This window comes from Plantactinospora sp. KBS50 (assembly GCF_002285795.1).
In the GTDB taxonomy this organism is placed as follows: Bacteria; Actinomycetota; Actinomycetes; order Mycobacteriales; family Micromonosporaceae; genus KBS50.
Genome location: NZ_CP022961.1, coordinates 521,872 through 548,739, shown reverse-complemented (window position 1 = coordinate 548,739; position 26,868 = coordinate 521,872). Strand labels below are relative to the sequence as shown.

Sequence of the window (26,868 nt, the reverse complement as noted above, 5' to 3'; positions counted from 1 at the left end):
GAGGAAGGGCAGTGTTCAGGGGGTGGTGGCAGCAACGACGCCGACGTCCGGAAGGTCGCCGGCAGGTTCTCTCCTCCTCATGCCGGCCAGCGCGGCGAGGACCGCGACGATCGTGACGACACCGCACATCCACCAAACGAGTTCGCCGGCGGCACTCCACAGCGCGACGCCGATGACCGGGCCGGCGGCGTAGCCGATCTGCATGGGAAACGCGGCCGCGGCGATGTAGCGACCGCGCAGGTGTTCGGGCGCCACCCGGCCGGGGTGTGCAGAGGCGGTCGGAGTGCCGATGATCTCGCCGAGGGTCCACACCAGGGTGGCGATCACGAACATCGCCATCGCCGGGCCCGCGGCGTAGAGGTTCATGCCGACGCCGACCAGGCCGACGCCCACGCCCACTGCCACCCGGCCGGGCAGCCGCTGCACGTACTGGGTGAGGATCAGCTCCAGAGCAATGACCGTGACGGCGTTGAGCGACAGCAGCGCCGCGTAGAAGGTGGGGCTCAGCCCGTCGGCGGTGATCTGCAGCGGCAGCACCGAGGTGTGCTGGATGTAGACCACGGCGTTGAGGAACAGGGCCAGCATGAACAGCACGTACCGGCCGTCGCGTAGCACCGCCAGATAGCTGCCCGCCGGTGCCCCGTCGGCAGTTCGGCGCCCGGCCGCGGCGCTGCGGGCTCCGGGCCGGCCGATGAGGGCGATGAAGGCGCACGCGGCGAAGGTCAGCTGCGCGGCGGCCTCGGCGTAGAAGATCAGGTCGTACGAGCGGGCCAGCAGCAGCGCGCCGAGCAGCGGGCCGGCCGTGGTGCCAAGGTTGAACGCCATCCGGTAGATGGCGAAGACCATGACGTGCTGTTCGGCCGGCGTGCTCTCGACCAACATGGCCGATGACGCGGGCCGGTAAGCCTGCGCCACCAGCCCGAGCGCGGCGGCCGTCGCGGCGATCAGCGGCAGTGAGTCCAGGTGCACGAGGCTCAGCGTCAGTGCCCCGGCCAGCGTCATCGAACCGGTGATGGTCCACGCGTAGCCGAGCCGGTCGGAGGCGGCGCCGCCGAGCAGGACACCGGCGACCGAACCGGCGCCGTAGGCGCCCAGCGCCAGGGCGGCACCTGAGGCCGAGAAGCCCCTGTGGGTCAGGTAGAGCACGAGGAAGATCTGTAGGAAGTTGCCGATCCGGTTGACCAGCATGCCGAACAGCACCAGCCAGATGCGGCCGGGAATCTGCCGGACAGTGGTGCCGATCGAGGGCGGGCGGGAGTCGCTCATGACGCGTCCTCCGGTGCCGGGCGGCCGGTCAGCTCGACGATGCGGCCGGCCTGCGCCAGCGCGGCGTCCACCTCGGCGCGGGTGTCGGCGACGGCGATCACCCGGCCATAGCGGGCGATGTAGCCGCGTGGGGGCAGCCGCAGTGTGGCGCCGGGGTTGGCCATCGCGGTCGCGCTGTGCACGGCGGGGCTGAAGCGGTCCCGCCGTACGGTGACCGCCTCGACGATCGTGTCCTGCGGCGGGTAGAGGAAACGCACGGCCGCCCTGCGGTGCAGCGGTGCGTCCGTGTCGGGGCGCCGGCCGGCGGCGACGTCTGCGGCGGCCATCGCGACATCCACGCCGCGGCCGAGCAGCCCCAGAAACGGGATCATGTCGCCGCCCAGGCGGGCGTTGACCTCCATCAGCCGGGGCCCGCGCGAGGTCAGCCGGAGTTCGGTGTGGGTGACACCGGTGTGGAAGCCCAGGGCGGCATGGCTGCGACGCAGCAGGTCCACGATGGTCGCATCGTGGAGAAGCTCGTCGTCGGGATCGACGTCGTGGCCGGTTTCCTCGAAGAAGGGCGCCATGCCGGTCTGCTTGCGTGCGAGCACCAGCGGGGTGCACTCGCCGCCGGAGAAGACGGCGTCGATGCTGATCTCCGGGCCGTCGGCGAACTCCTCGATGAGCACGGACACGTCGAACACCGGCACGCCGGGGTAGGACACCGCCGTAGCCGCGGCGTACCCCTCACGTAGCGCGGCGGCATCCTCCGCCAGGCGCACCCCCATGCTGCCGGCCAGGCCGCGGGGCTTGACCACCACCGGATAGCCGATCTTGTCGGCCGCGGCCTCGGCCTCGGCGAGCGACCGCACGCCGATCGACAGCGGTTGCGGCACACCGGCGGTGTCCAGGGCGGTACGGGTGGCGTGCTTGTCTCGGCACGCGATGATCGCCTCGGGGGCGCATCCGGGCAGCCCGAGCGACTGCGCCACGTAGGCCGCCGGAGTGACCAGCCCTTCGTCGTAGCAGAAGACCCCGTCGACCCGGCGCGATTGCGCAATGGCGCGGGCGGCCGCCACCAACGCTTCCGGGTCGGTGTTGTCAACAATGGTGTCACCCACCACGTAGTCGCGTTCCCACGTCACGCCTCCGGGTTGCAGGAGCCACAACCTATAGCGACGCGAAACGGACTGAAGGATGAATTCCCGACTGATCCGGGAACTGCTGCCAATCAGTAGCAGTAATGGTTTGTGGTCGTCGTTCGCCACCATCGCTCCTCCACAGCCATCGTCTTCCGGACCGCGCACGGCGACGCCCGCGGTCAATCCTCATCCTCAACACCGGAAGCCCAGATCGGGTTGCACAGGCATGTTGAGCAGGGAAGATGTGACGGCATCCCGGCTCCGTGGCCAGGCCTCGGAGTCGATCGGCGGCCAGTTCACCCCTCGCGACCCAGCATGAAGTCGCCCCGCAGATCGGCAGCCCTCAATGGGGGATGGCAATGGTGGCCAGCGAAGAAGAATCGCATCGCACCCCTTTTGACGAAACGCCCCCAACACCTCGCTTCCAAGCGGTTGATTTTGATCTTAAGCATTGTCCCGACGAATTAAATGACACGAGCAGCGGAACGCTAACATGCTCGGACCGACACCGGACGCCGGTAACTACGGCAGTTATCGAAGTGAAGATGGTCCATTGCGACGGAACGGGCAGAAAGCGCGGAGCGCATCGCCGGTCAAAGGGTTCCGACCTGCGGCTTCCGCTTACAAAATTTCGTGTGTGACTCACGTCACATCATCTGATAGTGATCACAAAGTTACGGCGTGCACCGACACCGGCGTCAGTCCTTCCGGCTGCAACCCTCCAGGTCCGTACGGTGTTCGGAGAGAAGATGGCAACCAATGGGCAGACGCTGACGACGCTGCTGGCGGAGGATGTGGACGCGGGCTTCACCGAGCTCGTCCGCATCCACGCCAGCACGGTCCACGCTTACCTGCACCGGGTGAGCGGATCCGCGGCCGACGCCGACGACCTCGGCCAGGACACCCTGCTGCGCGCCTACACCGCCCTGCGGACCTACCCGCCGCAACGACGACGCGACCTGCACGTCCGCACCTGGCTGCTGACCATCGCGACCAACGTGTGGCGCAATCACGTCCGTACCCGGACACGGCGGCCCGACACCGTGGCCCGGCTCGACGAGGCCGCCGGCGCCTGGGCCGACGACGCGCCCGGCCCGGAGGAGCACGCCGCCAACGCGGAACAACGGCGCCGGCTGGTCATAGCCCTCACCGAGCTACCGGAACGACATCGCATCCCCGTCGTGCTGCGGCATATCGTCGGCCTCAGCTACGCCGAGGTCGCCCAGGTCCAGGGCTGCCCGGTCGGCACCGCCAAGGCCCAGGTCGCCCGGGGCGTGGTGAGTTTGCGTTCGCTGCTGGGCGACACCGACTCGCCGGAGGAGGTGACGGCATGAACGACCCCGCGGACCCCGGGACCATGTTCAACCATCTGACCGCGCCGACACCACCGGACTTCGCGCTGCGGGTGCTGCACCGAGCGGGCATCCCCGCCGACCGCTACGACACCTACGTCAGCCTGCCGACCGCCGCGGGGCCGCTGCTGGTGGCCACCGGGCACGGCAGCGTGACCGCGGCGGTCCTGCGCCGCGGCACCCCGTCCCTTGACGCCTTCGAGACCGGGCACCGCGACCGCACCGGCCGCTCCGCCATCCGCGCCGTACGCCCCGGCATCCCGGGGCTCACCACGGCGGTGCGGACCGGTCGGGCCCGGCACCTGCCGGTCCGTCTCGACACCGTGAGCGCGGTCCAGGCCGACATCCTGACCGCGGTCCGCGCCGTACCCCCGGGACAACTGCGGCCGGTGGGCTGGATCCTGTCCGAGACCCACCGGTCGGGCATCTCCGGCGACGACGTCCGCGCCGCGCTGCTGCACAATCCCGCCTCCGTCCTCATCCCCACCCATCGGGTCACCGACGACCTCGGCGTGCCGCTGGACACCGAATGCCCGGGCGACGCCGCCGAACTCCTGCGCCGCGACGAGGGCATCGACACCGCCGAGGCGCTCACCCTCGCGCGCGACGGCACCCGCTTCATCGGCAGCGACACCACCCGCATCTTCTGCCTGCCCACCTGCGCCCACGCCCGCCGCATCACCGGGCCGCACCGCGTGCCGTTCGGCGATCCGGCGGACGCCCGGACCGCCGGCTACCGCCCCTGCAAGGTATGCCGGCCCATCGCGGCCTGACCCCCATCCACGACCAGCCACGGGAGCACGGCACCGCATGACCATCCTCTACACCCGCCTCGACACCGCCCTGGGTTCGGTACTCATCACCGCCGAGCCCGGCCCCGGCGCCCGCCACGGTGTCATCCTCACCTCCGTCAGCCTGCCGGAGCAGCGGACCGGTGCCACGGTGCAACCCGACTGGCGGCACGACGACACCCGGCTCACGCCGATCGTCGACCAGCTCACCGACTACCTGGCCGGCCGGCGTACCGCCTTTGAGCTGGACATGGCCGCCACCGGCACGGTCACCCAGACCAGGGTGTGGCAGGCCGTGGACGCCATCCCGTACGGCACCACCACCACATACGGCGCGATCACCGCCACCGCCGGCCTCGCGCCGGCCGCGGTACGCGCCGTCGGGCGCGCCATCGGCTCGAACCCGCTGCTGATCGTGCGGCCCTGCCACCGCGTCATCTCCGCCGCCGGGGCGCTCACCGGGTACGCCGCCGGTCTGGACCGCAAACGCCAGCTGCTCATCCTCGAAGGCGCCCTGCCGCCGCACCTGATCTGACAGTGAGGATGTGCGAGGGAGTCCTCCCGGCCCGGTCCGACCCTTGCTCCGACTGACCTTGGGTCTCATCGCCGACGGACTCGCCGTAGCCGGCTGTGCGAAGCAGGTGCGGGCCGCCATCGCCGCAGCCCCAGAGGAAAGTGACAGCTGGCCGGCCACCGCCGTTGGGGAACTTGCCGGCGGGGCGGGGCGCCGCGTTCCGCCCTCGCGCCGCGTTCCGCCCTCGCGCCGCGGCGGCCCGGCGCCGCGGCGGCCCGGCGGCCCGGCGGCCGTCCCGGTACGGGTGAGGTACGGGAATCGGCGGCGCCAGCCGCATTCCTAGTCTCCCTGACGTCCGATCACAGGACGGACGAACCGAGGGAGAAAGTCGAATGCTCACGAAGACTCCCGGCCCGCGACGCCGGTCACTTCGCGCCATACTGCTCGCCGTGCCGGTGTTCCTGACCACCAGCGTCGTTATGGCCACGCCGGCCTCGGCCGCGCCGATCGACAACCCGAGCCTGGAGATTCCGGTCGGCTGCCCGGGTGCCCGCGCGGTCATCCAGGTCGAGTGGGAGGGCACCCGCAGCGCCAAGGTCCACTGGGAACTCAACGACACCAGCTCCGACGGCATGACGCCGTTGATCAAGATCGCCGCCAGGGACGACTCCGGCAACGGCCGGAGCTGGATCTTCCGGAACGACGAGGTGGTGTTCGGGGTCGGCGGCGGCTACGGCGACTCCGCCAGCGGCGGCGGCCAGTCCTGGGACCCGGAAGGGATCGCCCAGTTCAACCACCTGGAGGTGAAGGTCAGCAACGGTACGAGCGCGCAGGGCACCACCTGCTCGGTGACGAAGAAGATCTACAACTACACCCGGCTCGCCTACCAGTACGCCCTCAACCAGATCAACAAGCGTTACGTCCTGGGCGCCACGGGTCCGGACGCGTACGACTGCTCGGGCCTGGTCAAGTTCGCCTACGAACGGGTGGTCAACTTCCCCGGCTGGGGCGGCGTCAGGTCGTCGGCGCAGCAGTACGACTGGGCACGGTCGGAGGCCGACAACAACAATGCCGACCTGACCAACCTGAAGAGCCGCGACGCGATCCGGGTCAGCCGCAGCCAGCTCAAGATCGGGGACCTGGTCTTCTACGACGGCCACGTCGGCCAGTACGCGGGCGGCGGTCAGTTGTACTCGGCCATGAGCCCGGCGGCGGGGATCGGCTACATGAGCGTCGACTTCAAGCCCCCGCTGGGCTACTACCGGATGGTCGGCGTCACCGGCTAGTCGCGGGCCGGCGGGTCCACCGCGATCGCCCTCGCCTCCGTCGCGAGGGCGCCGAATCCCAGGTCGTGGGCGACCCGCTCGGCCCGGCCGGCCTCGCGCCGCGCCGCATCCGGCTCACCGGCCAGTGCCAGGGCACGGGCGAGGCCCACCCGTGCCCTGGTCTCCAGGTAGCGGTACGAGTGCCGCCGGGCCATCGCAACCCCGTCCCGGAGCACGTCGAGCGCCTGCGCGATCTCGCCGCTCTCCCGCAGCGCGTCACCGAGCGTGCCGGCGGTCATCGCCTGGGCCCGCCGGTCGTACGTCTTGACCGCGAGATCGTGTGCCTGCCGGGCCAGGCTCAACCCGCTGGCGAGGTTCCGCCGGTCGATTTCCAGCCGACTCATCTCGTCCAGGGTGGAGAGTTCGCCGCGCAGGTTTCCGCGCCGCCGGTACCTGCGCAGAACGGTGTCGAGCTGCTCGGCCGCGGCGAGGAATTCACCACGCTGCCGCAGTACGCTCGCGAGGTTCCCCCGGTTGACCAGCGCGGCACGCTCGCGCCCGGTCCTCATGTTGATTTCCAACGCGGCGGTGAGGCTCGTCGCGGCGTCCTCGCGGCGGCCGCGACCGAGCATGATCATGCCGATGCCGTTCAGGACCGCCGCACGGATATGCCCCAGGGGCTCGTGCGCGGTCAGGTCGAGAGTCCGACCGAACCACGTTTCGGCGTCGGCGAGCCGGCCGAACTCGTAGTACTGCCAGCCGACGTTGTGGGAAAGGTAGGCCGCCGCCGCGTGCCAGCCGCACTCCTGCGCCAGCCGCAGGGCGGCGAGCGTGTCGTCGAGACCTTCGAGGTCGCGACCGACCATGCTCCGGGCCTGCCCCCTGGACATCAGCATCGCCGCCCGAGCCCGGCCGTCGCCCGAACGCTCCGCCGCCGACCAGCCGGCCGCGACGATCCGGGTCCAGCCGTCGACGTGCGGATTGACCAGGAAGTAGCCGCGTAGCTGGTCGGCGATCCGCCAGGCGAAGTCGGCGAGCCCGTCGTCCCGGCCGGCCTGCTCGGCCAGCAGCACCAGCGCGGTCGCCTCGGCGTCGAGCCAGGCCACCGCCTGCTCCTCGGCCGGGAACCGGCCCTGCGGCCGGGGATGGCCGGCGAGCCGGACCATCTGCGGCAGCGCCCGGTCCATCGCGGCGGTCACCCGCTCGGCGTACGAGGCCAGCAGCCGCGCGAAGGCGTCGTGTCGGGTCCGACCGCTCTCCGCCCCGACCAGCCTGCCGGCGTAGAGCCGGAGCAGGTCGTGGAACCGGAACCGGTGTGCCGAGTACTGCAGCAGCATGTTGGCGTCGAGCAGTTCGTCCAGGATCCGCTCGGCCGTGGCGTCGTCCGTGTCGAGCAGGGCGCCGGTGGCGGTCACCCCGAAATCCTGCGCCGGGTGCAGTGCGCAGAGCCGGAACGCCCGCCGGGCCGGTTCGCTGAGACTGTCGTAGCTGAGCTGGAAGCTGGCCAGGACGCTCGTCGACCCGTCGACGAGCTGGGCGAGGCGACCACCCTCGTCACGCAGCCGCCGCACCAGGTCGCCGATCGTCCACGACGGACGGCTCGCCAGCCGGGCCGCCGCGATCCGCAACGCGAGCGGAAGGTGGCCGCAGACGGTCGCCAGCTCCTGCGCGGACCCCTCGTCGGCCGCGACCCGTTCGCCGCCGGCCGCGGCCGCGATCATGTCGAGCGACTCGGCCGCCGTCAGGGTGCCGAGCGGCACCGAGGCCGCGACCTCCAGCCCGCGCAACAGCCACCGGCTCGTCACCAGGACGTCGCTTCGGCCGGTACCCGGCAGCAGCGGTCGCACCTGCGCCGCGTCGCTCGCGTTGTCGAGCACGACGAGCATCCGGCGCCCGGCCAACTCGGTACGCAGCAGGGCCGAGTCCTCGACGAGGTCGTCGCCGATGCGGTCGGCCGGCACGCCGAGTGCCCGCAGGAACCGGCCGAGAACCGCCGCCGGGGAGGCGGGCTCGGGCGAGGCGCCACCGAGATCGGCGTAGAGCTGGCCGTCGGGATACCGCGGGCGCAGCCGATGCCCGGCGGTGTGCGCCAGGGCCGTCTTCCCCGATCCGGCCGCACCGTGGACGAGGACGATCCGCGACGACGCGTGCCGCGACTCGTGCCCCGTACGCGCGACGGCGGCGACGATGCGGGCCAGCTCCGGCTCCCGGCCGACGAACCCGGTCGGGGCGGCCGGCAACTGCTGGACCACGCTGCGGGCGGCCGTCTCCGGCACCCGCCAGCGCTGCTGGAGCACACCCACCTGCGCGTCCCGCAGCAGGTCCCCGGGATCGAGCCCGAGCTGTTCGCGCAGGTTGGCCCGAACGCGCTGGAACGCCGCCAGCGCCTCGGCCTGCCGCCCGCTGGCCGCCAGCGTGACGATCAGCGCGGTGTGCAGCGGCTCGTGGAACTCCAGCCGACCGGCCAGCTCACGCAGCCGTGGCAGCGGCCGCTCCGGCTCGCCGACGTCCCGGGCGACCTCGGCGAAGCGCCGCAGCAGGGTGGCGTACTCCTCGGTGACCGAGGCGAGCAGCGGGTCGCCGACCAGCTCGCCCAGGTCGCACCCGCCACGCCACAGTTCCGCCGCCTGCGCAAGGAGCGTGAGCGCGTACTCGGGCGACGCGTCGCGCGCCTGCGCAGCCAACTGCCGGAGTCGGGCCAGGTCGAGCTGTGCGGCGGTGGCCACGAGGCGGTAGCCCGCCGGGGTCGTGACGATGAGGCGCTGGCCCGCGGGCTCGACCAGCCGGCGCAGTCGGGTGAGGTGCGTCCGCAGCAGCTTCGTCGCGTCCTGGGCCGAATATCGGCCGTGCAGCAGTTCCCGGAGGGAGTCCCGGGGAACCGGTTCCGGGGCGCCGAGGGCAAGCTTCGCGAGAAGTACCCGTTGGGTGGCCGAGCCGATGGCTACGGGTTCGTTGCCGCGCCGAAGTTCGAGCGGCCCCAGCACCCGGATCTCCACGGGCGCACCGGGGTCGGCCACCCGGGCCGGCTCGTGGTCCCGGGTCGCCGCGGTGACCGAGGTGTGCAACGCTTCCCTGGCCCGGTCGTCGAGGCCGAGCGCCGCCGCGATCGCCGCCACCGATGCGCGTCTCGGCCTGGTGCTCCGCCCCTGCTCCAGGTCCCGGAGCGCGGCGATGCTGAGGCCGGCCCGGACCGCCAACTCGCGCTGGGTCAGCCCGCTGTGCAGACGGTACGTCCGGAGCAGCCTGCCCACCGTTGGCCGGCCGGACGGCGTGTTCGGGGCATCCGCCGGGGTCGCGCCGTCGCCCATTCGGCGATGTTAGGGCATCGCTCCAGGTCCGACCATGTGCGCTCGGCGAAGGTCCCGGTGCTTTCCGAGCACCGGCCCTGGTGGCGCAGAGCCCTGCCGGCCTTCTCGGGCATCGCCGACTTGCTCGGCAACTTGTTGACGAATGTCAATGTGTCCTAGATCCGACCTGAGATCGTCTCGTTCGGAACCCGACTCGGCGAAGGCGGCGCCGAGACCGCCTTGGCCCTGTTCAACAGGCCCAACAAAATCGATCCGGTAAGACTTTTGACGCAACGGATGCCGGGGACGACCGTCGGACAGCCATACCTCCACCGGTAGTCCTCTCGGTCGGGGTGGCCGGGGGGTGGCGCGGGCGCCGACAGGTTGGTTGAGTAGCGCGGTGAGTTGGCTCGCAAGTGAGCAACTGACGCGATCCGCGGTCACACCGAATCAGGGATTACGTGCATGAGTCAACCAGACAACCCGACCCAGTCCATAGCCAAGCTCTTCGCGTCCGGTGAACGACTCGGATGGCTTTTCCGGGACCGCTGGCAGACACTGCGACCTTTCGCCGAGCCACCGCCGGTACAGGCGCCGGTGCCCCAGCATTTGCTGGACCGGCTGCAACGGCTGAAAACCGGATTCGTCGTCCGGCTGTTAAGAACGATCGGCATCGGAATCGGGGTGTCGATCGCCCTCGCCTGCGTCGGCGCCTGTCTCGGCACCACCACGGCCCCGACCGGGGGCACGTCCACGTCCGCCGAAATCTCGCTCTCCGGACCCGCCGAGGCGATGGCTGTCCTTTCCGGGATCGCCCTGCTCGGCACCATCGTGCTGGCCGCGCTGCGCGGCCTGACCCTTTACCTGGCCACGCGCGCGGTCCGGAACGCGGCCAAGCGCAACAGCGCGCAGTTCACCCAGGCCACCGCGCTGTGGCAGCAGCGCCGCGAGGCGTTCCAGAGCGCCGAGTTGGAGCGGATCGACGCGATGGTCGAGTGGGGGGCGGCGCGGACCGCCGACGGCAACCGCCGCCTCGATATCATCGGCGGCACGCTCTGGGGTTGGGAGGCCTTCCTGACCGTCTTCGGCAGTTCCATGGTCGGCACCCGCGGCGCGCTCACCGTACTGGACCTGTCCGGAGAGTCGGTCTGCGCCGAGTTGGTCCGGCTGTCCAGCGTGGTCGGCGCGGGCGTCGAGTTGCAGCGCCTGCCGACCGACATGGCCGACAGCGACCTGCTGGTCGGACTCGACCGGCACCAACTGGTGGACGCCCTGGTCGAGTCGATGTACGGCGACAGCCCCGGCGGCAACCGGGCCGACCGGGCGATGGACAACCGGGTCCTCACCGCGATCTGTGACGTGATCGGCCACGACCTGACCTTCGCCCGGCTCTCGGCCGCCCTCCACACGGTGATGGGCGAGCCGGGCATACGGTCCGAGCTCACCGAGGACGAGCGGCTACGGCTCGCCGACGACCTGTTCTCCGACGAGTACCGGCGACAGGCCCACGGACACCTGCGGCGCCTGGACTCGTACATCTACCCGCTGCGGGAGCTGGGCAGCCGGGCGACGGCTGGCACGAACGGCTTCGTCAGCTGCATAACGCTGGACAGCGACGGCCGCAACGTACGCAGTGAACTGCTGGTCGACCTGGTCGTACAGTGGGCGACCCGGCGAATGCTCGCGGCCGACCCGCCGCGGACCCTGATCATCGCGAGCGCGGATGACCTGCAACGCCGGCACGTGGAGCGACTGTCCGACATCTGCGAGCGCCGCGACATCCGGCTAGTCCTGCTCTTCCGGCACCTGCGGGACGCTTCCGCGCACCTGCTCGGCGGCGGGGCGGTGGGCTTCATGCGGCTGGGCAACCACGAGGAGGCCGCCCGCGCGGCCGACTTCATCGGCCGTCAGCACAAGTTCGTCGTCTCCCAGCTGACCTGCACGCTCGGTGGCAGCGAGTCGCACGGCGAGACCGAGACCGAGGGGTGGGCCGAGACCGAGTCGCTCAACATCGGCAAGGTGACCAGCACGTTCAGCAACTGGGGCCGGGGCGGCAGTTCGTCCGACGGCGCCGAACACAGCTCCCACGGCTCGAACTGGTCCCGCGGCGGCGGCAGCAGCGAGTCACACAGCCGTACCCAGGGCTGGTCAACCACCCGTAACTGGTCGATGGCCTCCAACCGGACCGAGGGCACCAACTGGAGCAACGCCGTCGGGCAACAGCGGGTGTACGAGTACAGCGTGGAACCGACCACGCTGCAGCACCTGCCCGACCACGTGCTGCTGCTGGTCCAGGGCCGGCCAGGTCAGGTGACCCAACTGCCGGTCGAGTGCGACCCGTCGATCATCACCCTGCCACGGGCCTCGCACGAACCGCTGCCGCCGACGCAACCGGTATCGCTGTACCCGCCGCCGCACCCGCCCATCCAGCAGGTTCCCGGCCACGCACCGGGGCCGGGCAACCCCGCCGTGCGCAACTACCCGCCGCCCAACTACCCGCCGCCCGGCTATCACCCGGGCGGGACGCCCGGCCCGCAGTACCCACCGCCGCAGTACCCCCGCAGTACCCGCCGGCGGCACCGCCGCCCGGCTGGCAGCCGCCCGGGCAGTCCTGACGCCGATGGTCCTCGCATACCCGAGCCCCTCTCACCCCGGCGACGCCACGGGCATTACCCGCTGGCTGTGGCAGGCGCCGCTGTGCCGGGTCGAGGAGGTGTACGAGCCCGTGCCGCCGGAGCGGCGTCGGGCGGACGCCGCAGAGGAGGACCCGGATCGGCCCCGGCGGCTGGCCTCGGTCGTGGCTGCGTACCACCACTCGCTCGGCCGGTCCGCGCCGCTGCTCCTGGGCTGGGTCCGGCCGGCGGCCGCCGGCCCGGTGACCGTGCTCGCCACCGACCTGTCCCCGGCCGCACCGGGCACCGGCCCGACACCGCCCGCCCCGCGCGCGGCCGACGGAAAGACCGCCGAACCGGTCGCGCTCAGCTTTCCGCCCGGCACCCGGGGATCAGCCCTGCCCGCCGCCGACGCCGCCGCACTGCTGGCCACGCTCCCGGCATGGACCCGGGTCGGCGGGATCGTCGACGGGCTGCTGCTCGATGAGAGTGTGCGCACCGCTGACGGCGGCCTGCCCCCGGGCCTGGCGGACGCGCTGCTCGGCGTCTGGCGCGGCCCGTTCGGCTGGCTGCTGCTGGCCGAGCCGCTGCCACCCCCTGAGGTCAGCGCCGAGGCGGGCCGGGTGGCCGCGCTGGAACGCGACGCGCGTACCCGCAACTCGCCCGAGTACGCCGTCCGTGCCGCCCGCCTCGAACGGCGCCACCGGGAGCTGCGGACCGGCGAGTCCACCGGCCTGTGGCAGGTGCACCTGCTCGCCGGAGGACCGGACCCGGCCGGCGCCCAGGCGGTCGCCGGACTGCTCTGCGCCGCGACCGACCTCGGCCGGCTCGCGTACACATTGGTGCCCACCGGGGTCACCGGCGACCTCGACACCGTGCTCGCCACCGATGGCGAACCTGCGGCCAGCCCGTTCCTCGCCGGTGCGCCCGCGGTGGCCGCGCTCGTCCGGTCACCCACGGTGGAGATCCCCGGCATCCGGGTCGTACCCCGGCCGACGTTCGACGTGACCCCGAGACCCCCCGCGACGCCCGTGCGCTCAACCTCGGCCAGGTCACCGACCGGGACGGCATGCCGGCCGGTCCGCTCCGGCTGCCCACCGGCAGCCTCAACCGGCACACCTTCGTCTGCGGCGCCACCGGTGGTGGCAAGTCGCAGACCGTGCGGCACCTGCTCGAACAGGCCAGCTCGGCCGGGCTGCCCTGGCTGGTGATCGAGCCGGCGAAGGCCGAGTACCGGCAGATGGCCGCCCGGGTCCCCGACGGCGACGTGATCGCGCTGCGCCCCGGTGACCCGTCCGCGCCACCGGTCGGGTTCAACCCACTCGCTCCGGCACCCGGGTTCCCGTTACAGACCCACGCCGACCTGACCCGTGCCCTGTTCGTCGCCGCGTTCCAGGCCGACGAGCCGTTCCCGCAGGTCCTGGCCGGCGCGTTGACCCGCAGCTACGAGCGGCTGGGCTGGGACCTCACCCTCGGCGAGCCGGCCCACCCCGGGGTCACACCACGGCTGCCGACCCTGGCCGACCTGCAGGTGGCGGCCGAGGAGGTGGTCGAGGCGATCGGGTACAGCCGTGAGATCACCGACAACGTGCGGGGGTTCATCGGGGTACGGCTGGGCAGCCTGCGCCTGGGCACCACCGGTCGGTTCTTCGAGGGCGGTCACCCGCTCGACTTCGACCGGCTGCTGCGGGACAACGTGATCATCGAGATCGAGGACGTCGGCGACGACCGGGACAAGGCGTTCCTCATCGGAGCCACCCTGATCCAGCTGGTCGAGCACCTTCGCATACGCGAACACCACCGGCCACCCGGCGCCGGGCTGCGCCACCTGACCGTGATCGAGGAGGCGCACCGGCTACTGCGCCGCCCCGACGCTCCCGGGCCGGCCGCGCACGCGGTGGAACTGTTCGCGGCCCTGCTCGCCGAGGTCCGCGCGTACGGCGAGGGTCTCGTCATCGCCGAGCAGATCCCGGCCAAACTGATCCCGGACGCGATCAAAAACACCGCGGTGAAGGTGGTGCACCGGCTACCCGCACGGGATGACCGCGAGACGGTCGGCGCGACGATGAACCTCACCGAGGAGCAGTCACGTTTCCTGGTGACCCTGCCACCCGGCACCGGCGCGGTGTTCACCGACGGCATGGACCAGCCGATCCTGGTCCGGGTCCCGGACGGCACCGACCGCGAACGCGACGGCGTCGAGGTCCCCCTGGCCGATCCGGTACGACTCGTCAGCACCCCGAACCCCGCCTGCCCACCAGCCTGCGCCGTCGACCCGTGCGCGCTGCGCCGGATGACCGGCGCCCGCCGGCTGGGCCGGGGCGAGCCGGCGCTGGTGGTCTGGGCCGAGCTGGCGGTCATCGGGCACCTCGTCGGCATGCCGGCGCCGAGCCCGTCCACGGATTTCGCGTACCGGCTTGCGGCGGTCGAGCCGCGGCTGCTCGACTGCGCCATCCGCCACGCGGTCGAGGCGGCGGTGAACGCGCGCTCGGTGCCGCTGGCCGCCTCGCACAGCCCGGCGGAGTTCGCCGCGCACGTCGCCGCCGAACTGCGCGCCCAGTTGGCCGGTACGCTCCCCACCGCGGCCCGCTGCCCGGACCCGGCCACGCGCTGGCTTGCGCCGTGCTTCCGGTGGAACCCGGTCCGGATCGCCTTGCAGGACCTGTGCGCCCGTGAACCAGGCGCCGGCCGGCACCCGGACAGCGACCGGTGGGCGGCGCGCCACGGCCGCCCAGTCGCCGGGGCCACCGCCGCCGAGCAACTCGACACGGTACGGCGGTGGAGCCAGGAACTGCTGGTGGACCGGTCGGTAGTGATGGCCGTGCTGTTCGGCGTGGGCTCGGGCAACGGCACGCAGTCGGGCGGTGGTCCGGGTTCGGGTGCCGCTCCGTCGACCTGGTCGGCGCTGGAGACGGCGGTCGGTCAGCCCCGTACCGGCGACGGTTGGTCGGCGGCGCTCGGCCGGGCGCTGGCGGACCTGGTGGTTGTACGCCGATGGCCGGCGGCCTTCCTCTCGGCCGCCGCAGGGCGGGTTCCCGGGGCGTCAGCACGTCCGACGTCAGACACCGCATGGTGAGCGAGTTGGGGGGCAGCGCACCCGACCCGCCTCCACCGCCACCTCCGCCCGAGCCGCCGCCGGAGCACGCGGTCGACCGGGCGCAAAGCCCGGAGAGCCCGGAAAGCGCCGGCAGGACCGACGCCGACCCGTCGCAGGCCGACGGCTACGACCCCGTGGGCGACCTGGCGCCGGAGACGGCGGCTGAGGGGGAGGCGGGCGGCGACGCAGCCGGGGATCCGCAGCCGGAGTTGTCGGATGACGCCGGGGATCCACAGGGAGATCCGTCGGACGACGCCGGGCAGCCCCTGGCAGAGCTGTCGGACGACGCCGAACCCGTCAGCCGGGACGCGGACCGAGCCGACACGCCCGACGCGGACGCGACCGATCCGTACGGTGCAGAAGCGGACGCGACCGACCAGCCTGGTGGGGGCACGGCCGACACGCCCGACACGGATGCGGACGTGGTCGACGACGGGGATGCGGCCAACGCGAGGGACCACGGGAGCCCGCCCGACGACTCGGAAGCTGGCGACCTGGACGCGTACGGCAGCGCGGATGCTTCCGATAACGCGGACACTGGCGAGGACGAAACGGGCGAGAGCACGCCGTCCGACAACGCCGACGCGTACGACCCCGTTGCCGACATCGAACCGGCGGATCCGGAGCCCATGGCCGAGGCGGAGCCAGACAGTCCGGAGCCTGTCGACGAGGACGAGCCGGCGGGCGGTAGGGCCGACGCCGGCATCGGAGATCCGCAGGCTGTCGATGATCCTGACGACGCGGCCGACGCGGCCGACGAGGCAGCCGTGGACGGATCCGACGGGGATACCCGGGAATTGGCGGACGAGGCCGACCCGGCGCTGGACGATTCGGCGACGGGTGACAGCGTCGGCGACCTGCCCGACCCGGGCCTGGACCCTGGTGCCGACAGCATGTTGGATATGGATGGGTACGGAGACGGGTACGGGCCCGGAGAAGACGACACGGAGCTGTCAGCGGCGGCCGACCCGGCGGAAGGCGACAGTGCCGACCATGACCGGATGCAGGTGCCGGGCAGCCGTCCAGACGTCCTCTGGACAGGCGCGAACTATGTTGAGCATGTCGATCCCCGCGATGCGCAGGTCTACGCGGATATTCGGGAGAATGTCGGGGACACGACCCGAATCTCCGAGAACATGGGCATCCCGCAGGACAAGCTGGAACAGATCAAGGATCATGTTTTCTACCAGGAACACGATCTTCCAGTCGGCCCGGAGCAGACTCAGAGGGCGAATTTCTCCCCCGACCCGGACATCGCGACGCTCTGGCCCAAGGCCGATGCCGGCACCCTCGACGAGGCCGAGAAGGTACGGTTCGAGCGCCTGATGGCCCACGAGTACGTTGAAAGCTGCCTGATGGAGGCGGGAATGCCCTACCGGTCGACCGATCCGGAAGCCTGGGATCCCGTACTGGGTAACCGCCCGACATCTGAGCATTACGGTGCCCATGACCTCGCTCCGCTCACCGACGCCGCGAGACCCCCGTTCGCCCACTGGGAGCGAACGCTCGGGCGGGAGGATCCAGGTATCACGGAAATCTCGAAGGACTTTTCCGACCTGGACGAAATCATCACCCGGATCCGCAATGAATGGAGCCGATAGTGGCACATCACGTCGCCGCCACCGTCGATCGTATTCTGGCAATCAACTGGGGCGGGTCGGACGACCGGACGACCTCCCGGGGCTACCTGATGAAGGAGTACCTGCGTCGCGCGGCCTGGTGGGCGAGGACTACCGGCGCGGAGGGGTTCCCGTTCTTCGACATCGCCGCCTCGGTGGAGCCCGCCGTCCGCGCCGATCCGCTTCTCGTCGACCGAGTGACCGGGCACCTCTCGGCCAACCTCCAAGGAGCGGCGGTCACCAACGCCTGCGTCAACGCCCTGCATTTCGCGGCGCTACTCGACGCCGAGGTTCAACTGCCGTCGGCACCGCCGGAGCCGTTCGAGCCGCTGTTGCTGTTGCTGGAGCGGGGAGGCGGCTTCCGGGTCGGGGGAGGCGGACTCATCGACGTGGACACGCTGGGTATCCCTCCTGGAACCGTAGGCTCCAATCTGCGTGCCGAGCCATACGTCGAGCTCGAACAGTCGGCCCTTGACGCGCTCGACTCGCCGTCGGGCTGACCAGGCGCGCAATGCGCGTACCTCAGAACTCGGTCTGCACCGCGTCGGCCACCAACCATCGTCACTAGCGGTCGACCGAGCTCGACACGTTCGTGGAACGCTCCGACTCTGACTCCACTCAGCTGGTACCACGGGGTCTTCGGGGGCGATTCCCAAACCACATCGATGAAATCAGGCCGGCCCTGACCCCACCGGATCGGCCAGGTGCAGATGATGCCCGCGTGGGTCAGCGGCGAGCGCGTCGGCCAGCGTCTTCTCGTCCGAGAACTGGGCGACATCCATGACGACGACGTGGCCGTGGCCGTCGGCCGGCCGATCGGCGGTCACATCGACATACGTAACCGTACAGACCCTGTGACACGATTGGCCGGTGACATTCTTGTCCACCGATGAACCCGCCTGGTCGGAATGCTTCGAGCTCGCGTGGGAGGCATTCCGGGCCGGCAGCCTCCCCATCGGAGCGGTGCTGGTCGACCCGTCGGGCACCATCGTCCGGCGCGGCCGCAACCGCCTCCGCGACCGCGACGCCCCCGCCGGCCAGATCAGCGGCAGCTTCATCGCCCACGCCGAGATCAACGCGCTCGCCACCCTGGCGCCCGGCGACTACTCCGACTTCACCCTGTACTCCACGCTCGAGCCCTGCTTCTTCTGCACCGCCGCCCTCCGGCACAGCCACGTCGGCACCGTACGGTTCGCCGCGCCCGACCCCCTGTGGCGCGGCGTCGACCGCCTGCGGGAGCTCAACCCGGCGATGGCGCGACGCCTGGCGCGGCGCGAGGGCCCCGTCGGCGGGCCGCTCCAGGATCTTGGCGCGTTCCTGCACCTGATCTCGGCCGTGGACCGTGGCGTGACGTCGGTGATCGAGGGCCATGACGCGGCCATGCCGGAGATCGTGCGCCTGGCCCGGCGCCTGCCTGCGGCCGGCGAGCTGCGCGACCTCACCCTCTCCGAGGCGCTGGCAGTGGTGTGGGACGAGCTACCGTCCGTCATCGCAAATGGGCGCTGACTGAGCGGACGCGACTGCCCACTGATCGACGGTTGCCGCCCGTGGTCATCCGGTTGCATCTTTGGTTACTCAACTCTTCATCGACGAAAACGAGGCCCTGGCCAGCGAACCCGCTGGTCAGGGCCTCTTTCTGAGCCGCCTGACGGAATCGAACCGTCGACCTACGCTTACCGAAAGTGACGGCCCCAAGCTTGTCATCAATCGTCAAGAACCATCACTGAACTGCACGAACGCCATCGTCGGCTTATCAAGGCCAGTCACAGATGGTCGACCCTTGGAAGGGGTTTTCGTGGGGTAAACGGGGGCACTGTTGACTGCTGCCGGTACGTTGGCGGCCCGCACCAGCCGGCCGCTGTGTCGGTGACGCGTGAAGACTGGCGCTGGCACAGGTTTCGTGACGGGTCGGCGGTCATGGTTGGGCGCGCCGGGGCGGGGAGCACTCGGCCTATGCCTGGCAGCCCTCGAAGCGCTGGTTGTGGCACGCCGGCCCCCCGGCACCCTCCGCTCGCACCGGCGATCAACGATGGGGGGTATGGGGATGCACCGTCGGGACTGCTGGCGGCCGCGCTCGTGGCCGCGCTCGGGCCGGAGGCGCGGCGGGGCGCTGCGGCGCGGGCGGTCACCATCGGGGTGACCGCACGACTGCCGAAGGCGTGCTCACCATTCTGTCCAGCGACGTCCGGCACCGGGTGCGTCCCGCTGCCGACCGCCACAAGAGGTCACCAGACCAGCGCAAGCCGGCGCCCCACACTCATGAAGGGCCTACGCGCGCGTTCTCCAGTACCGCTGGCCTCCAGTGGCCCCGATTGTTGTCGTACCCGGCCTTCAGAATCCGGCAGTGGCCTCCGATGATGCTCGCCAACGGGCATTGAGGTGATCTCAGCAGGGATCCAGGGTGCGGTTCGGGATGACACGGGCGTAGCGTCCATAGCGGACAGCATGGGATAAGGACGTGGAGCCATCGGTAGACAGGTTCTTGCGACGGAATCGGTCTCCGAGAGGGCTCCACGTGATCACCTATTCTGCCAGGCTCGACGTACCCAGGGAACTCGTGCGACACGTGGCGCGTCTGCTTCGCGCGGAGCGTCGGGCGGTGGGCACCCGCCGCCGCACCAGGGCGTTGACCTGCTTCTACCAGGCGCTTCTGGTGTTGGTGTGGTTCCGCAAGGGTGAGGACAAGACCACCCTCGCCGCCGGATTCTGGGTATCCAGGGCCACGGCGTACCGGTACGTCGCCGAGGCCGTGCGCGTCCTCGCGGCGCAGACACCGACCCTGCACGACGCCCTCAAGCAGGTTGCCGCCGACGGCTGGTCACACGTGATCCTGGACGGGAAGCTGTTCGACACCGACCGGCTGGCCGAGACCACCCTGTCGGTCAAGGGCGACACCATCGACGCCTGGTACTCCGGAAAACACCGCGACTTCGGCGCGAACATCCAAGCCGTCATGCGCCCCGACGGGCTACCCATCTGGACCGCGGACGCGATGCCGGGACACCTGCACGACCTGACCTGCGCCCAGGAGTTAGACATCACCGGCGCCCTCTACCGGGGCCGCCTCCCACCTGCACCTGCCGACCCTGGCTCACTCCGGCTACGAAGGCGCTGGCCAGGGCATCCACACCCCGTACAAGCAACCCGCCGACGGCCACCGCCTCGCGGTCGACAACCGCGCACACAACGCGATCCTCCGATCAATGCGATGCCTCGGAGAACGCGGCTTCGCCATCCTGACCGGCCGCTGACGAACTCTGCGACACACCACCGCCGGCCCACGACAAACCGGCAACATCGTCCGCGCCGCCCTCCACCTCACCCACTTCGAACATCGGTACCTACCGCGCCCTTGTTGAGATCACGTCATTGATCAGTAGCTATCATTCCTTCGAGGTGTGCTGCCTTGAGACGCCGAGGAAGGCGCTGCTGCGGCATCGGATCACCGCGGAGCGGTACCGCGAGTTGCTGCGTGCGCAGGGCGCTGGGTGCGGGATCTGCGACGGTCCCGCGTCGCGTGGATCAATGGGCGTGGTTCCCCTGTCGATCGACCACGACCACCTCTGGTGCCCCGGTCGAGATTCGTGCGGTCGATGCGTGCGTGATCTGCTGTGCTCCGGCTGCAATGGGTTCCTCGGCCTGGTCGAGCTGCATGGAAACCAGATGCAATTGACGCGGCGGTGGATCGAAGCTGCTCGCGCCTACCTGATCCGCGCCGGAATCGACCCGTGGAACCCCGACCGGTTCGCCGCCGGCGGGCGCATCCACCGCCAACGGCGGATCAAAGACGGGCTGGACTGCCACTGCTACCACTGCACCGGTGACCCGACCGGCGCGGGCGGATGGATCGCTGCCACAATCGCGACGGGCCGACCAGTCTGGGACGAGATCATTGGGCGGACCGTGCGACACGTGGGTGAGGGCCACGAACCCGGGTTGCGCTACGCGCGGCCTGTTCCGATTGCCGCCGCTGCGACCGCTCGCCGACATCGAGGAGCACCTTGGGTGGTCACGCCGCCGTACACCGCGATGCCCAACCCGGCCACCTCCGCGGAAGGGCCAAGTTCTCGTCGGCGAGGTGCTCTAGACCGACCGTCTTGCGGCTCGCGTCACGCGAAGTAGGTGGCTGCTTCGAGGAGGTCGTCTGCTAGTTTGTGGTGATTCCGGGTGAACTCAAGTTGGCCTTTGCTGTCGCGGTCGGTCCAATAGCGGCCAGTCAGACGCGTTGCGGGATCCCCGGATACGTCGAAGACTGTCGACCCGTGGTGCATCCTGCTGCGGGGTTCGGCGTGCATGTCGGGACGGTTGAGATAGAGGTAGGCCAGGGTCCAAGAGTTGTCCACAGCGGATACGGCAGCAAGCGTGGAGGTCGACCGCGATTCGTTGGTGAAGAGCTTGACCGTGACCAAAGTAGCGGTCTGGTGGACGACCAGGTAGACGGTCTTGGGTGGTGGTGATGTCCCGGTTGCGGGATCGATCCAGAAGGACGTGAGGGTACCCTGCCAAGTTCCGCGCACGCAGCGAGGTACGCCCGGGATGCGCTGGACGAGGCCAAGTCGCCAGAGCCAGAGATCCCAGGCGGCCAGAATCAAGGTGGCGATTAGGACGGCGGCGGAGAAGAAGCGCATCCAGCCGGTGTCGACCTTGCCGCTGGTGATCCAGGTACCTGCGACGAGGACGATGACGACCACCGCCGCGACCACCCGGATAGTGATGCTGCGTTTCATGACTTCAGCCCCAGGTAGTTCCAGGCGGCCTTGGCGAATGCCCATCCGTCTGCCCGGGTCCATGCCTGGCCGGGTTGGAAGAGGTATTTGCATCCGCTGACTTCGAGCCAGCGCTTGGAGTTGTCCTCGGGCTCGGCGCCTTCAAGGCCATGGAAGATGTGGCTGATGACGCCGCGCACGGTGCCTTCCCAGGTCGACCTGAGAAAGATGTCGTCCGGGCAGTGGTAGACGAGGCATTCGATGAAGAAGGACGGCACCTCCCGGTGCTTGCCGTCGTGGACCATGGCGTTCTCGACGCGCTTCATGATCCGGACGGTCTTCTTGTAATACTGGCTGGTACGATTGTTCTTGTCCCGGCCGTTCGTGAGCTGCTGATCGGGATAGTTGATTAGGTTAGAACCGTCTTTTTTGAATACCTTGGCGCCGTCACGGTGGCCGCCTCCGACGAAGTAGTACCGGTAGTTGAAGCAGGGCACGACGTCGGCGTCCACGCGGGCGCTGCCAGAGTGGATGCGGAAGGCGGTTGAACCGGATGTATCGACCTGGCCGGGGAATTTATTCAAAAGCGCATTCCTCAGCTCGGAGCGCAGTTTCGCTGGAGTCCAGATCCCCTGGTAGGGCGACGGGGTATGGATCCTGGGCCTTGCCTCGTCCCAGTACATGACGTCTCGGCATTGGACAGCGATGTCAACGTCACTGTCTGTCTTGACATTCGTGTTGTTGGCGTACGATCCTTTGGCATAGATCCGAAGGTCACAGGAGTCGAAGGCCGCGTGCTCTTTGATCGCCTCGCGAATCATCCGTTCGGTGCGTTCTTGCTTGTCTTGCTCCGTTGAGCTGGACGGCCCAGTCCAACCAGCCAGCTTTTCTTCCAGTCCCAACCTGGTGGCTCCTTACCTGATCATCTTGCTCGGCCGAGCAAGCCAGGCCAGGGTACTGGGAGCCTCTGACAAGAAAGATCTGGAGCCAATGCCGTTCAGATAGGGCGTCGGCGCTGGTGAGCGTGGTGACCTGACGAGGTCTCGTCGGACCGGTACGGTGCCGTGGCGTGACGTCGTCTGAAGTGGAGCCGCGCCGGCCGCAGGGTCGGTTGACCGATCACATCGGGCTCGGGGTGGTGTCGGCCCGGTTCGACCGGGACCACACCATCAGCGCTGACCGTCAGCTTCGGACGCGACCAGGTAGTCTGCACGCGGAAAGTGCCTTCGTTCCGGCGATGTGGGACCTTCGACAAGCCCCATCATCCCAGTTCAGAAGGCACTTTCCTCATCCCTGGCCGCCATGTGGATCACCGTTCGTGAAACACCCGGGCTAATGACGAGGCTCTGTGGCCTACCCTCCGATGAGCCATTCGCGATCCCAGCGACCCGCACGGTCCCGGTCTTCGCAGTCAGAGCTCGTCGGCTCCCGGTATGCGAGGTGTTCGCCATGCGGGCGGGCTGCAACCACGATCAACATCTTGCCCGAGGTCACGAGGTGGTCCAGCACCGCCGAGATCCGCCGGTCTTGCACGAGACCTGACACGATCCAGAGGTGTGCAGGCATGTCCCCGGCGAGCCGGACCACCACACGAACGGCTCGCCGAGCCCACGCCACCGATCTTTTTGGAAACCTTCAAAGGCCAGGTAACGGGCAGGCATCCCATGGACCACGGCGGGCCGTTCGGGACTCATTAGGTAACGGGTTTCCAGGGGGCGATTCAAAACCGCATCGATGAATATGAGGACCTAACCAGCGAATCTGCTGGTCAGGGCCCCTCTGAGCCACCTGACGGAATCGAACCGTCGACCTACGCTCCTCGAACAACGTGACCTCGGACTTGTCATCGACTATCAAGACTTGGAAATGACCTGCGCAAACGTCCCGGAAAGGTGATCACCGCTTGTCACCGCCGGGCGACCGTTGGCAGGGGTTTTCGGGGGGTAAACGGGGGCGGTTCCCAAGGACGGCGCACCGCCGCGCCGCCGGTGCGCAGGTTGATGACAGGCCGGGGCACGTGACAGAAATCTGCACCGCCGACAGGCACGTTGGTCATCGAAGCCACGTCGCGGCTCACCGCGGACATTCGGTCGTCGGGCTGTCGAGACTGTGGTCGTTGGACGAGGCATGCGGCGGTGATGACGAGGCCGACTCCGGCAGCTGCCAGGTGTGGACGGCACGCATTTGCGTCGTGGTCGGTCGCGCCGGGTGCGCACCAGATCCTGCTCGGCCGGGCCGCATTCAGCATGAAGGAAACGGTCTACAAGGTCTGGTCGCCATTGACCGGGCGGTGGCTGGGGTTCGAGGGGCGCAGGTCCGATTGTGCCCGGAGGCCGGGTCGTTCGCGGTCCGGCTCCGGGCGGCGGATCGCGGCCGGCTGGCCACCCTGTCCGGGCGGTTCGCGGTGGTGGACGGCATCATCGCGCCGGCGGCGACGCTGGCGCTGGGACGATGAGGGGACATGCGGGGCGGGCGACCCGGCCACCGGGGTAGCCGGGTCGGCTCAGCCACGTAGGTACGCCAGGACGGCCAGTACCCGGCGATGCCCGTCGGTGGCGGTCGGCAGATCCAGTTTCGTGAAGATGTTGCCGATGTGCTTGTTCACCGCGGCGTCGCTGATGTGTAGTCGGGCGCCGATGGTCGCGTTGGAGCGGCCCTCGGCCATCAGCGCCAGCACCTCCTGCTCGCGCGGGCTCAGCCGCTGCAGCGGGTCGTGGCGGCGGCGCAGCAACTGCCGGACGACGTCCGGGTCGACCACGGTCTCGCCCGCGGCGACCTGTTCGACCGCGGCGACGAATTCGGCGACCGCGCCGACCCGGTCCTTGAGCAGGTAGCCGACGCCGCTGCCGTCGGCGGAGTCGAGCAGCTTCGCCGCGTACGACTGTTCCACGTACTGGCTGAGCACGAGGACCGGCAGGCCCGGGATCGCCTGACGGAGGGCGACGGCGGCACGCAGGCCGTCGTCGGCGTGCCGCGGCGGCATCCGCACGTCCGTGATGAGGACGTCCGGCGGGTCGGCGCGGACGGCGGTGACCACGGCGTCGGCATCGGCGACGGCCGCGATCGTCTCGTGGCCGAATCGGGCCAGCAGGCTGACGAGACCCTCGCGCATCAGGGGCGAGTCCTCGGCGACGACTATCCGAAGGGGCACGGGATCTCCACGTGGATCAGGGTGGGGCCGCCGGGTGGGCTGGACACCCGCAGCCGGCCGTCCAGGACGCCGACCCGGTCGGCGAGCCCGGTCATGCCACTGCCGCCCGACGGGTCGGCGCCACCGACGCCGTTGTCGGTGATCTGCAGGGTCAGCACGTCGGCGTGGTGCCGTCCGGCGATGTGCGCGCTCGTCGCCCGGCTGTGCTTGGCGATGTTCGCCATGGCCTCGGTGACGACGTAGTACGCGGCGAGCTCCACCGGCTGCGGCAGGCGGGTCGCCAGCCGGACGTCCACGGTGACGGGGATCGGGAATCGGCTGGCGTTCTCCGCGATCGCCGCGACGAGCCCGTTGTCGGCGAGCACCCGCGGGTTCAGGCCGTACACGAGGTCGCGCAGCTCCGTCAGGGCCAGCGAGAGCTGCTCCTGCGCCTCGCCCAGCCGGTCGTGCAGGGGTGAGCCGGGCGGCACGTCGAGGCGCATCAGGCCCAGCGCCATGCTCAGCGAGACGAGCCGCTGCTGGGCGCCGTCGTGCAGGTCGCGTTCGATCCGGGCCTGCTCGGCCGCGAACGCGCCGACGAGCCGGGCCCGGGAGCGGTTCACCTCGGTGAGCCGGTCGCCGAGCTCCGCGTCACGCGGCGCGAGGATGGTGCGGGTCAGCGCCGCTCGCGCGCCTGCCCACGACGTGATCGTGTACGGCCAGGTCAGCAGGAGCAGGACACCCAAGACGGCCCACGGCCAGGCCGACGGGTCGTCCGCCGGGGCGGTGATGCAGAACCAGGGCAGGACGAAGGCGAACGACAGCACCAGCACGTCGAGCCAGCACAGCGCGGTCAGCAACACGAACGTGAAGGCCAGCTCCCGCCACGTCGCCGGCTCGGCCAGCCGGGTCCGCAGCCAGGCGCGCAGCCCGGGCGCGGGCGGCGGCCGATGCGGGTCGGGGGTCGCGTCGGTGTCGACGAGGCGCAGCCGCCAGCGTTCCACCCGGGCCACGGCCAGACCGGAGAACGCGACGGCGAGCAACACCAATGCGCCGATCAAAAAGATCAGCGACACCACGCCTACCGCAACCACCGCGGCGAGCACGCCGATCGTGAGCGCACCCAGCACCACCCCGGAAAGCAGGTAGGCGAGCGCGCGCCACGGCCAGGCCGACACGAGGAAACCCAACGGGCGCTGGGCCATGGCCTGCCAGGCGGTCCTGGTTCGCACCCACCGACCGTAGGGCATCGGCGCGGGCGGCGCGGTAGTGCAGGCTCTACCACTAGGTGTAGAGCCTCGGTCAGTGTGCGCGACCCCACCCCTGCGGTCGAATCCTTGCCATGACGACGACGCCCCAGACCTCCATTTCGGCGGTGGTGCAGCTGACCACCGTCCGCAAGACCTACGGGACCGGCGACCAGGCCGTCACCGCCCTCGACGGGGTGTCCATCGGCTTCGCCGCCGGCACGTTCACCGCCATCATGGGCCCCTCCGGCTCCGGCAAGTCCACCCTGCTGCAGTGCGCAGCCGGGCTCGACCAGCCCACCTCCGGCCAGATCCACGTCGCCGACCAGGACATCGGCGCGATGGACGAGGGCCGCCGCACTGTGCTGCGCCGCGACTACATCGGATTTGTCTTCCAGGCCTTCAACCTGGTTGCCTCGCTGACCGCCGCGCAGAACGTCGAGCTGCCGATCCGCTTCGCCGGCAGGCGCGCCGAGCCGGCCGAGGTGCAGACCGCGCTGGCGCAGGTGGGCCTGGCCGAGCGGGCCCGGCACAAGCCCAGCGAGCTCTCCGGCGGTCAGCAGCAGCGCGTGGCCCTAGCCCGCGCCCTGGTGACCCGCCCGGCCGTGCTCTTCGCCGACGAGCCCACTGGCGCCCTGGACACCAGCACGTCGCGCGAGGTGCTGGGCATGTTGCGGCGGCTCGTCGACCAGCAGTCCCAGACCACGATCATGGTCACCCACGACCCCGTCGCCGCCTCGTACGCCGACGTCGTGGTCTTCCTCAAGGACGGCCAGATCGCCGACCGGATCCTGCTGGACCACGCGGCCCCTTCGAACCCCGCGCTGATCGCCGCGCACATGACCCGGCTGGAGAACTGAG

At 70.1% G+C, this 26,868-nt stretch carries 21 protein-coding genes; 13 read left to right on the top strand and 8 right to left on the bottom strand.

Annotated elements, in window-relative coordinates; all coding sequences use genetic code 11:
* Positions 1–15 precede the first annotated feature (15 nt).
* Complete coding sequence (locus CIK06_RS02450; protein WP_095563439.1) at positions 16–1,266, bottom strand: MFS transporter; 1,251 nt, start codon at positions 1,264–1,266, stop codon at positions 16–18.
* Complete coding sequence (locus tag CIK06_RS02445; RefSeq protein ID WP_095563438.1) at positions 1,263–2,516, bottom strand: ATP-grasp domain-containing protein; 1,254 nt, start codon at positions 2,514–2,516, stop codon at positions 1,263–1,265. The genes CIK06_RS02450 and CIK06_RS02445 overlap by 4 nt, the downstream gene beginning before the upstream one ends.
* Positions 2,517–3,136: 620 nt before the next feature.
* Between CIK06_RS02445 and CIK06_RS02440 the strand changes: the two genes are divergently transcribed.
* The 4 genes from CIK06_RS02440 to CIK06_RS02425 all read left to right on the top strand — a co-directional run bounded on the left by CIK06_RS02440 (position 3,137) and on the right by CIK06_RS02425 (position 6,330).
* Positions 3,137–3,721, top strand: a complete 585-nt coding sequence (locus CIK06_RS02440) for an RNA polymerase sigma factor (protein WP_095567506.1) — start codon at positions 3,137–3,139, stop codon at positions 3,719–3,721.
* Positions 3,718–4,512 (top strand): Ada metal-binding domain-containing protein, encoded by a 795-nt coding sequence (locus CIK06_RS02435; RefSeq protein WP_198348077.1) that lies wholly within the window; start codon positions 3,718–3,720, stop codon positions 4,510–4,512. The genes CIK06_RS02440 and CIK06_RS02435 overlap by 4 nt, the downstream gene beginning before the upstream one ends.
* A gap of 37 nt (positions 4,513–4,549) precedes the next feature.
* Complete coding sequence (locus CIK06_RS02430) at positions 4,550–5,065, top strand: methylated-DNA--[protein]-cysteine S-methyltransferase (RefSeq protein WP_095563437.1); 516 nt, start codon at positions 4,550–4,552, stop codon at positions 5,063–5,065.
* Positions 5,066–5,493: 428 nt separating this feature from the next.
* Complete coding sequence (locus CIK06_RS02425; RefSeq protein ID WP_157756572.1) at positions 5,494–6,330, top strand: C40 family peptidase; 837 nt, start codon at positions 5,494–5,496, stop codon at positions 6,328–6,330.
* On the opposite strand, the gene CIK06_RS02420 is transcribed toward CIK06_RS02425, so the two are convergent.
* On the bottom strand, positions 6,327–9,617 hold the full coding sequence (locus CIK06_RS02420) for a BTAD domain-containing putative transcriptional regulator (protein WP_095563435.1): 3,291 nt from the start codon (positions 9,615–9,617) through the stop codon (positions 6,327–6,329). The genes CIK06_RS02425 and CIK06_RS02420 overlap by 4 nt on opposite strands.
* Positions 9,618–10,193: 576 nt before the next feature.
* Between CIK06_RS02420 and CIK06_RS02415 the strand changes: the two genes are divergently transcribed.
* The 4 genes from CIK06_RS02415 (at position 10,194) to CIK06_RS02400 (ending at position 17,424) form a co-directional block, all read left to right on the top strand.
* A complete protein-coding gene (locus tag CIK06_RS02415; RefSeq protein ID WP_157756571.1) occupies positions 10,194–12,695 on the top strand; it encodes a hypothetical protein in 2,502 nt (833 codons plus the stop codon).
* A gap of 582 nt (positions 12,696–13,277) precedes the next feature.
* Complete coding sequence (locus CIK06_RS02410; RefSeq protein ID WP_095563433.1) at positions 13,278–15,284, top strand: ATP-binding protein; 2,007 nt, start codon at positions 13,278–13,280, stop codon at positions 15,282–15,284.
* The gene (locus CIK06_RS02405) at positions 15,278–16,906 is read left to right on the top strand and encodes a hypothetical protein (RefSeq protein WP_157756570.1); all 1,629 of its coding nucleotides are present in this window, start codon (positions 15,278–15,280) and stop codon (positions 16,904–16,906) included. Before CIK06_RS02410 ends, CIK06_RS02405 begins: the two co-directional genes overlap by 7 nt.
* Complete coding sequence (locus CIK06_RS02400) at positions 16,906–17,424, top strand: hypothetical protein (RefSeq protein WP_095563431.1); 519 nt, start codon at positions 16,906–16,908, stop codon at positions 17,422–17,424. Before CIK06_RS02405 ends, CIK06_RS02400 begins: the two co-directional genes overlap by 1 nt.
* Positions 17,425–17,595: 171 nt before the next feature.
* On the opposite strand, the gene CIK06_RS29075 is transcribed toward CIK06_RS02400, so the two are convergent.
* Positions 17,596–17,751: a hypothetical protein gene (locus CIK06_RS29075; RefSeq protein WP_157756569.1), complete on the bottom strand. Its 156-nt coding sequence runs from the start codon at positions 17,749–17,751 to the stop codon at positions 17,596–17,598.
* A gap of 43 nt (positions 17,752–17,794) precedes the next feature.
* On the opposite strand from CIK06_RS29075, the gene CIK06_RS02395 reads away from it, so the two are divergent.
* The 3 genes from CIK06_RS02395 (at position 17,795) to CIK06_RS32275 (ending at position 21,046) form a co-directional block, all read left to right on the top strand.
* Positions 17,795–18,430 (top strand): nucleoside deaminase, encoded by a 636-nt coding sequence (locus tag CIK06_RS02395; protein WP_095563430.1) that lies wholly within the window; start codon positions 17,795–17,797, stop codon positions 18,428–18,430.
* 1,009 nt (positions 18,431–19,439) lie between these two features.
* Positions 19,440–20,297 (top strand): transposase family protein, encoded by an 858-nt coding sequence (locus CIK06_RS02390; protein WP_232533972.1) that lies wholly within the window; start codon positions 19,440–19,442, stop codon positions 20,295–20,297.
* A gap of 23 nt (positions 20,298–20,320) precedes the next feature.
* On the top strand, positions 20,321–21,046 hold the full coding sequence (locus CIK06_RS32275) for an endonuclease domain-containing protein (RefSeq protein WP_369916164.1): 726 nt from the start codon (positions 20,321–20,323) through the stop codon (positions 21,044–21,046).
* Here CIK06_RS32275 and CIK06_RS02380 read toward each other — a convergent pair.
* Together CIK06_RS02380 and CIK06_RS02375 are read right to left on the bottom strand one after the other, a co-directional pair.
* Positions 21,034–21,651, bottom strand: a complete 618-nt coding sequence (locus tag CIK06_RS02380) for a hypothetical protein (protein WP_095563428.1) — start codon at positions 21,649–21,651, stop codon at positions 21,034–21,036. The genes CIK06_RS32275 and CIK06_RS02380 overlap by 13 nt on opposite strands.
* Entirely contained in the window at positions 21,648–22,532 is an 885-nt protein-coding gene (locus CIK06_RS02375; RefSeq protein ID WP_095563427.1) for a nucleotidyltransferase, read from the bottom strand. Before CIK06_RS02375 ends, CIK06_RS02380 begins: the two co-directional genes overlap by 4 nt.
* Positions 22,533–23,920: 1,388 nt before the next feature.
* Between CIK06_RS02375 and CIK06_RS29770 the strand changes: the two genes are divergently transcribed.
* Positions 23,921–24,085 (top strand): hypothetical protein, encoded by a 165-nt coding sequence (locus CIK06_RS29770; RefSeq protein WP_198348076.1) that lies wholly within the window; start codon positions 23,921–23,923, stop codon positions 24,083–24,085.
* A 48-nt stretch (positions 24,086–24,133) separates the two neighbouring features.
* Here CIK06_RS29770 and CIK06_RS02365 read toward each other — a convergent pair whose 3' ends face one another.
* Entirely contained in the window at positions 24,134–24,769 is a 636-nt protein-coding gene (locus CIK06_RS02365; protein ID WP_198348265.1) for a response regulator transcription factor, read from the bottom strand.
* Positions 24,766–26,010, bottom strand: coding sequence for a sensor domain-containing protein (locus CIK06_RS02360; protein ID WP_232533970.1), 1,245 nt, complete (start codon positions 26,008–26,010; stop codon positions 24,766–24,768). The genes CIK06_RS02365 and CIK06_RS02360 overlap by 4 nt, the downstream gene beginning before the upstream one ends.
* 128 nt (positions 26,011–26,138) lie before the next feature.
* Here CIK06_RS02360 and CIK06_RS02355 point away from each other — a divergent pair, with 128 nt between their 5' ends.
* Complete coding sequence (locus CIK06_RS02355) at positions 26,139–26,867, top strand: ABC transporter ATP-binding protein (RefSeq protein ID WP_198348264.1); 729 nt, start codon at positions 26,139–26,141, stop codon at positions 26,865–26,867.
* Position 26,868: the final 1 nt, after the last annotated feature.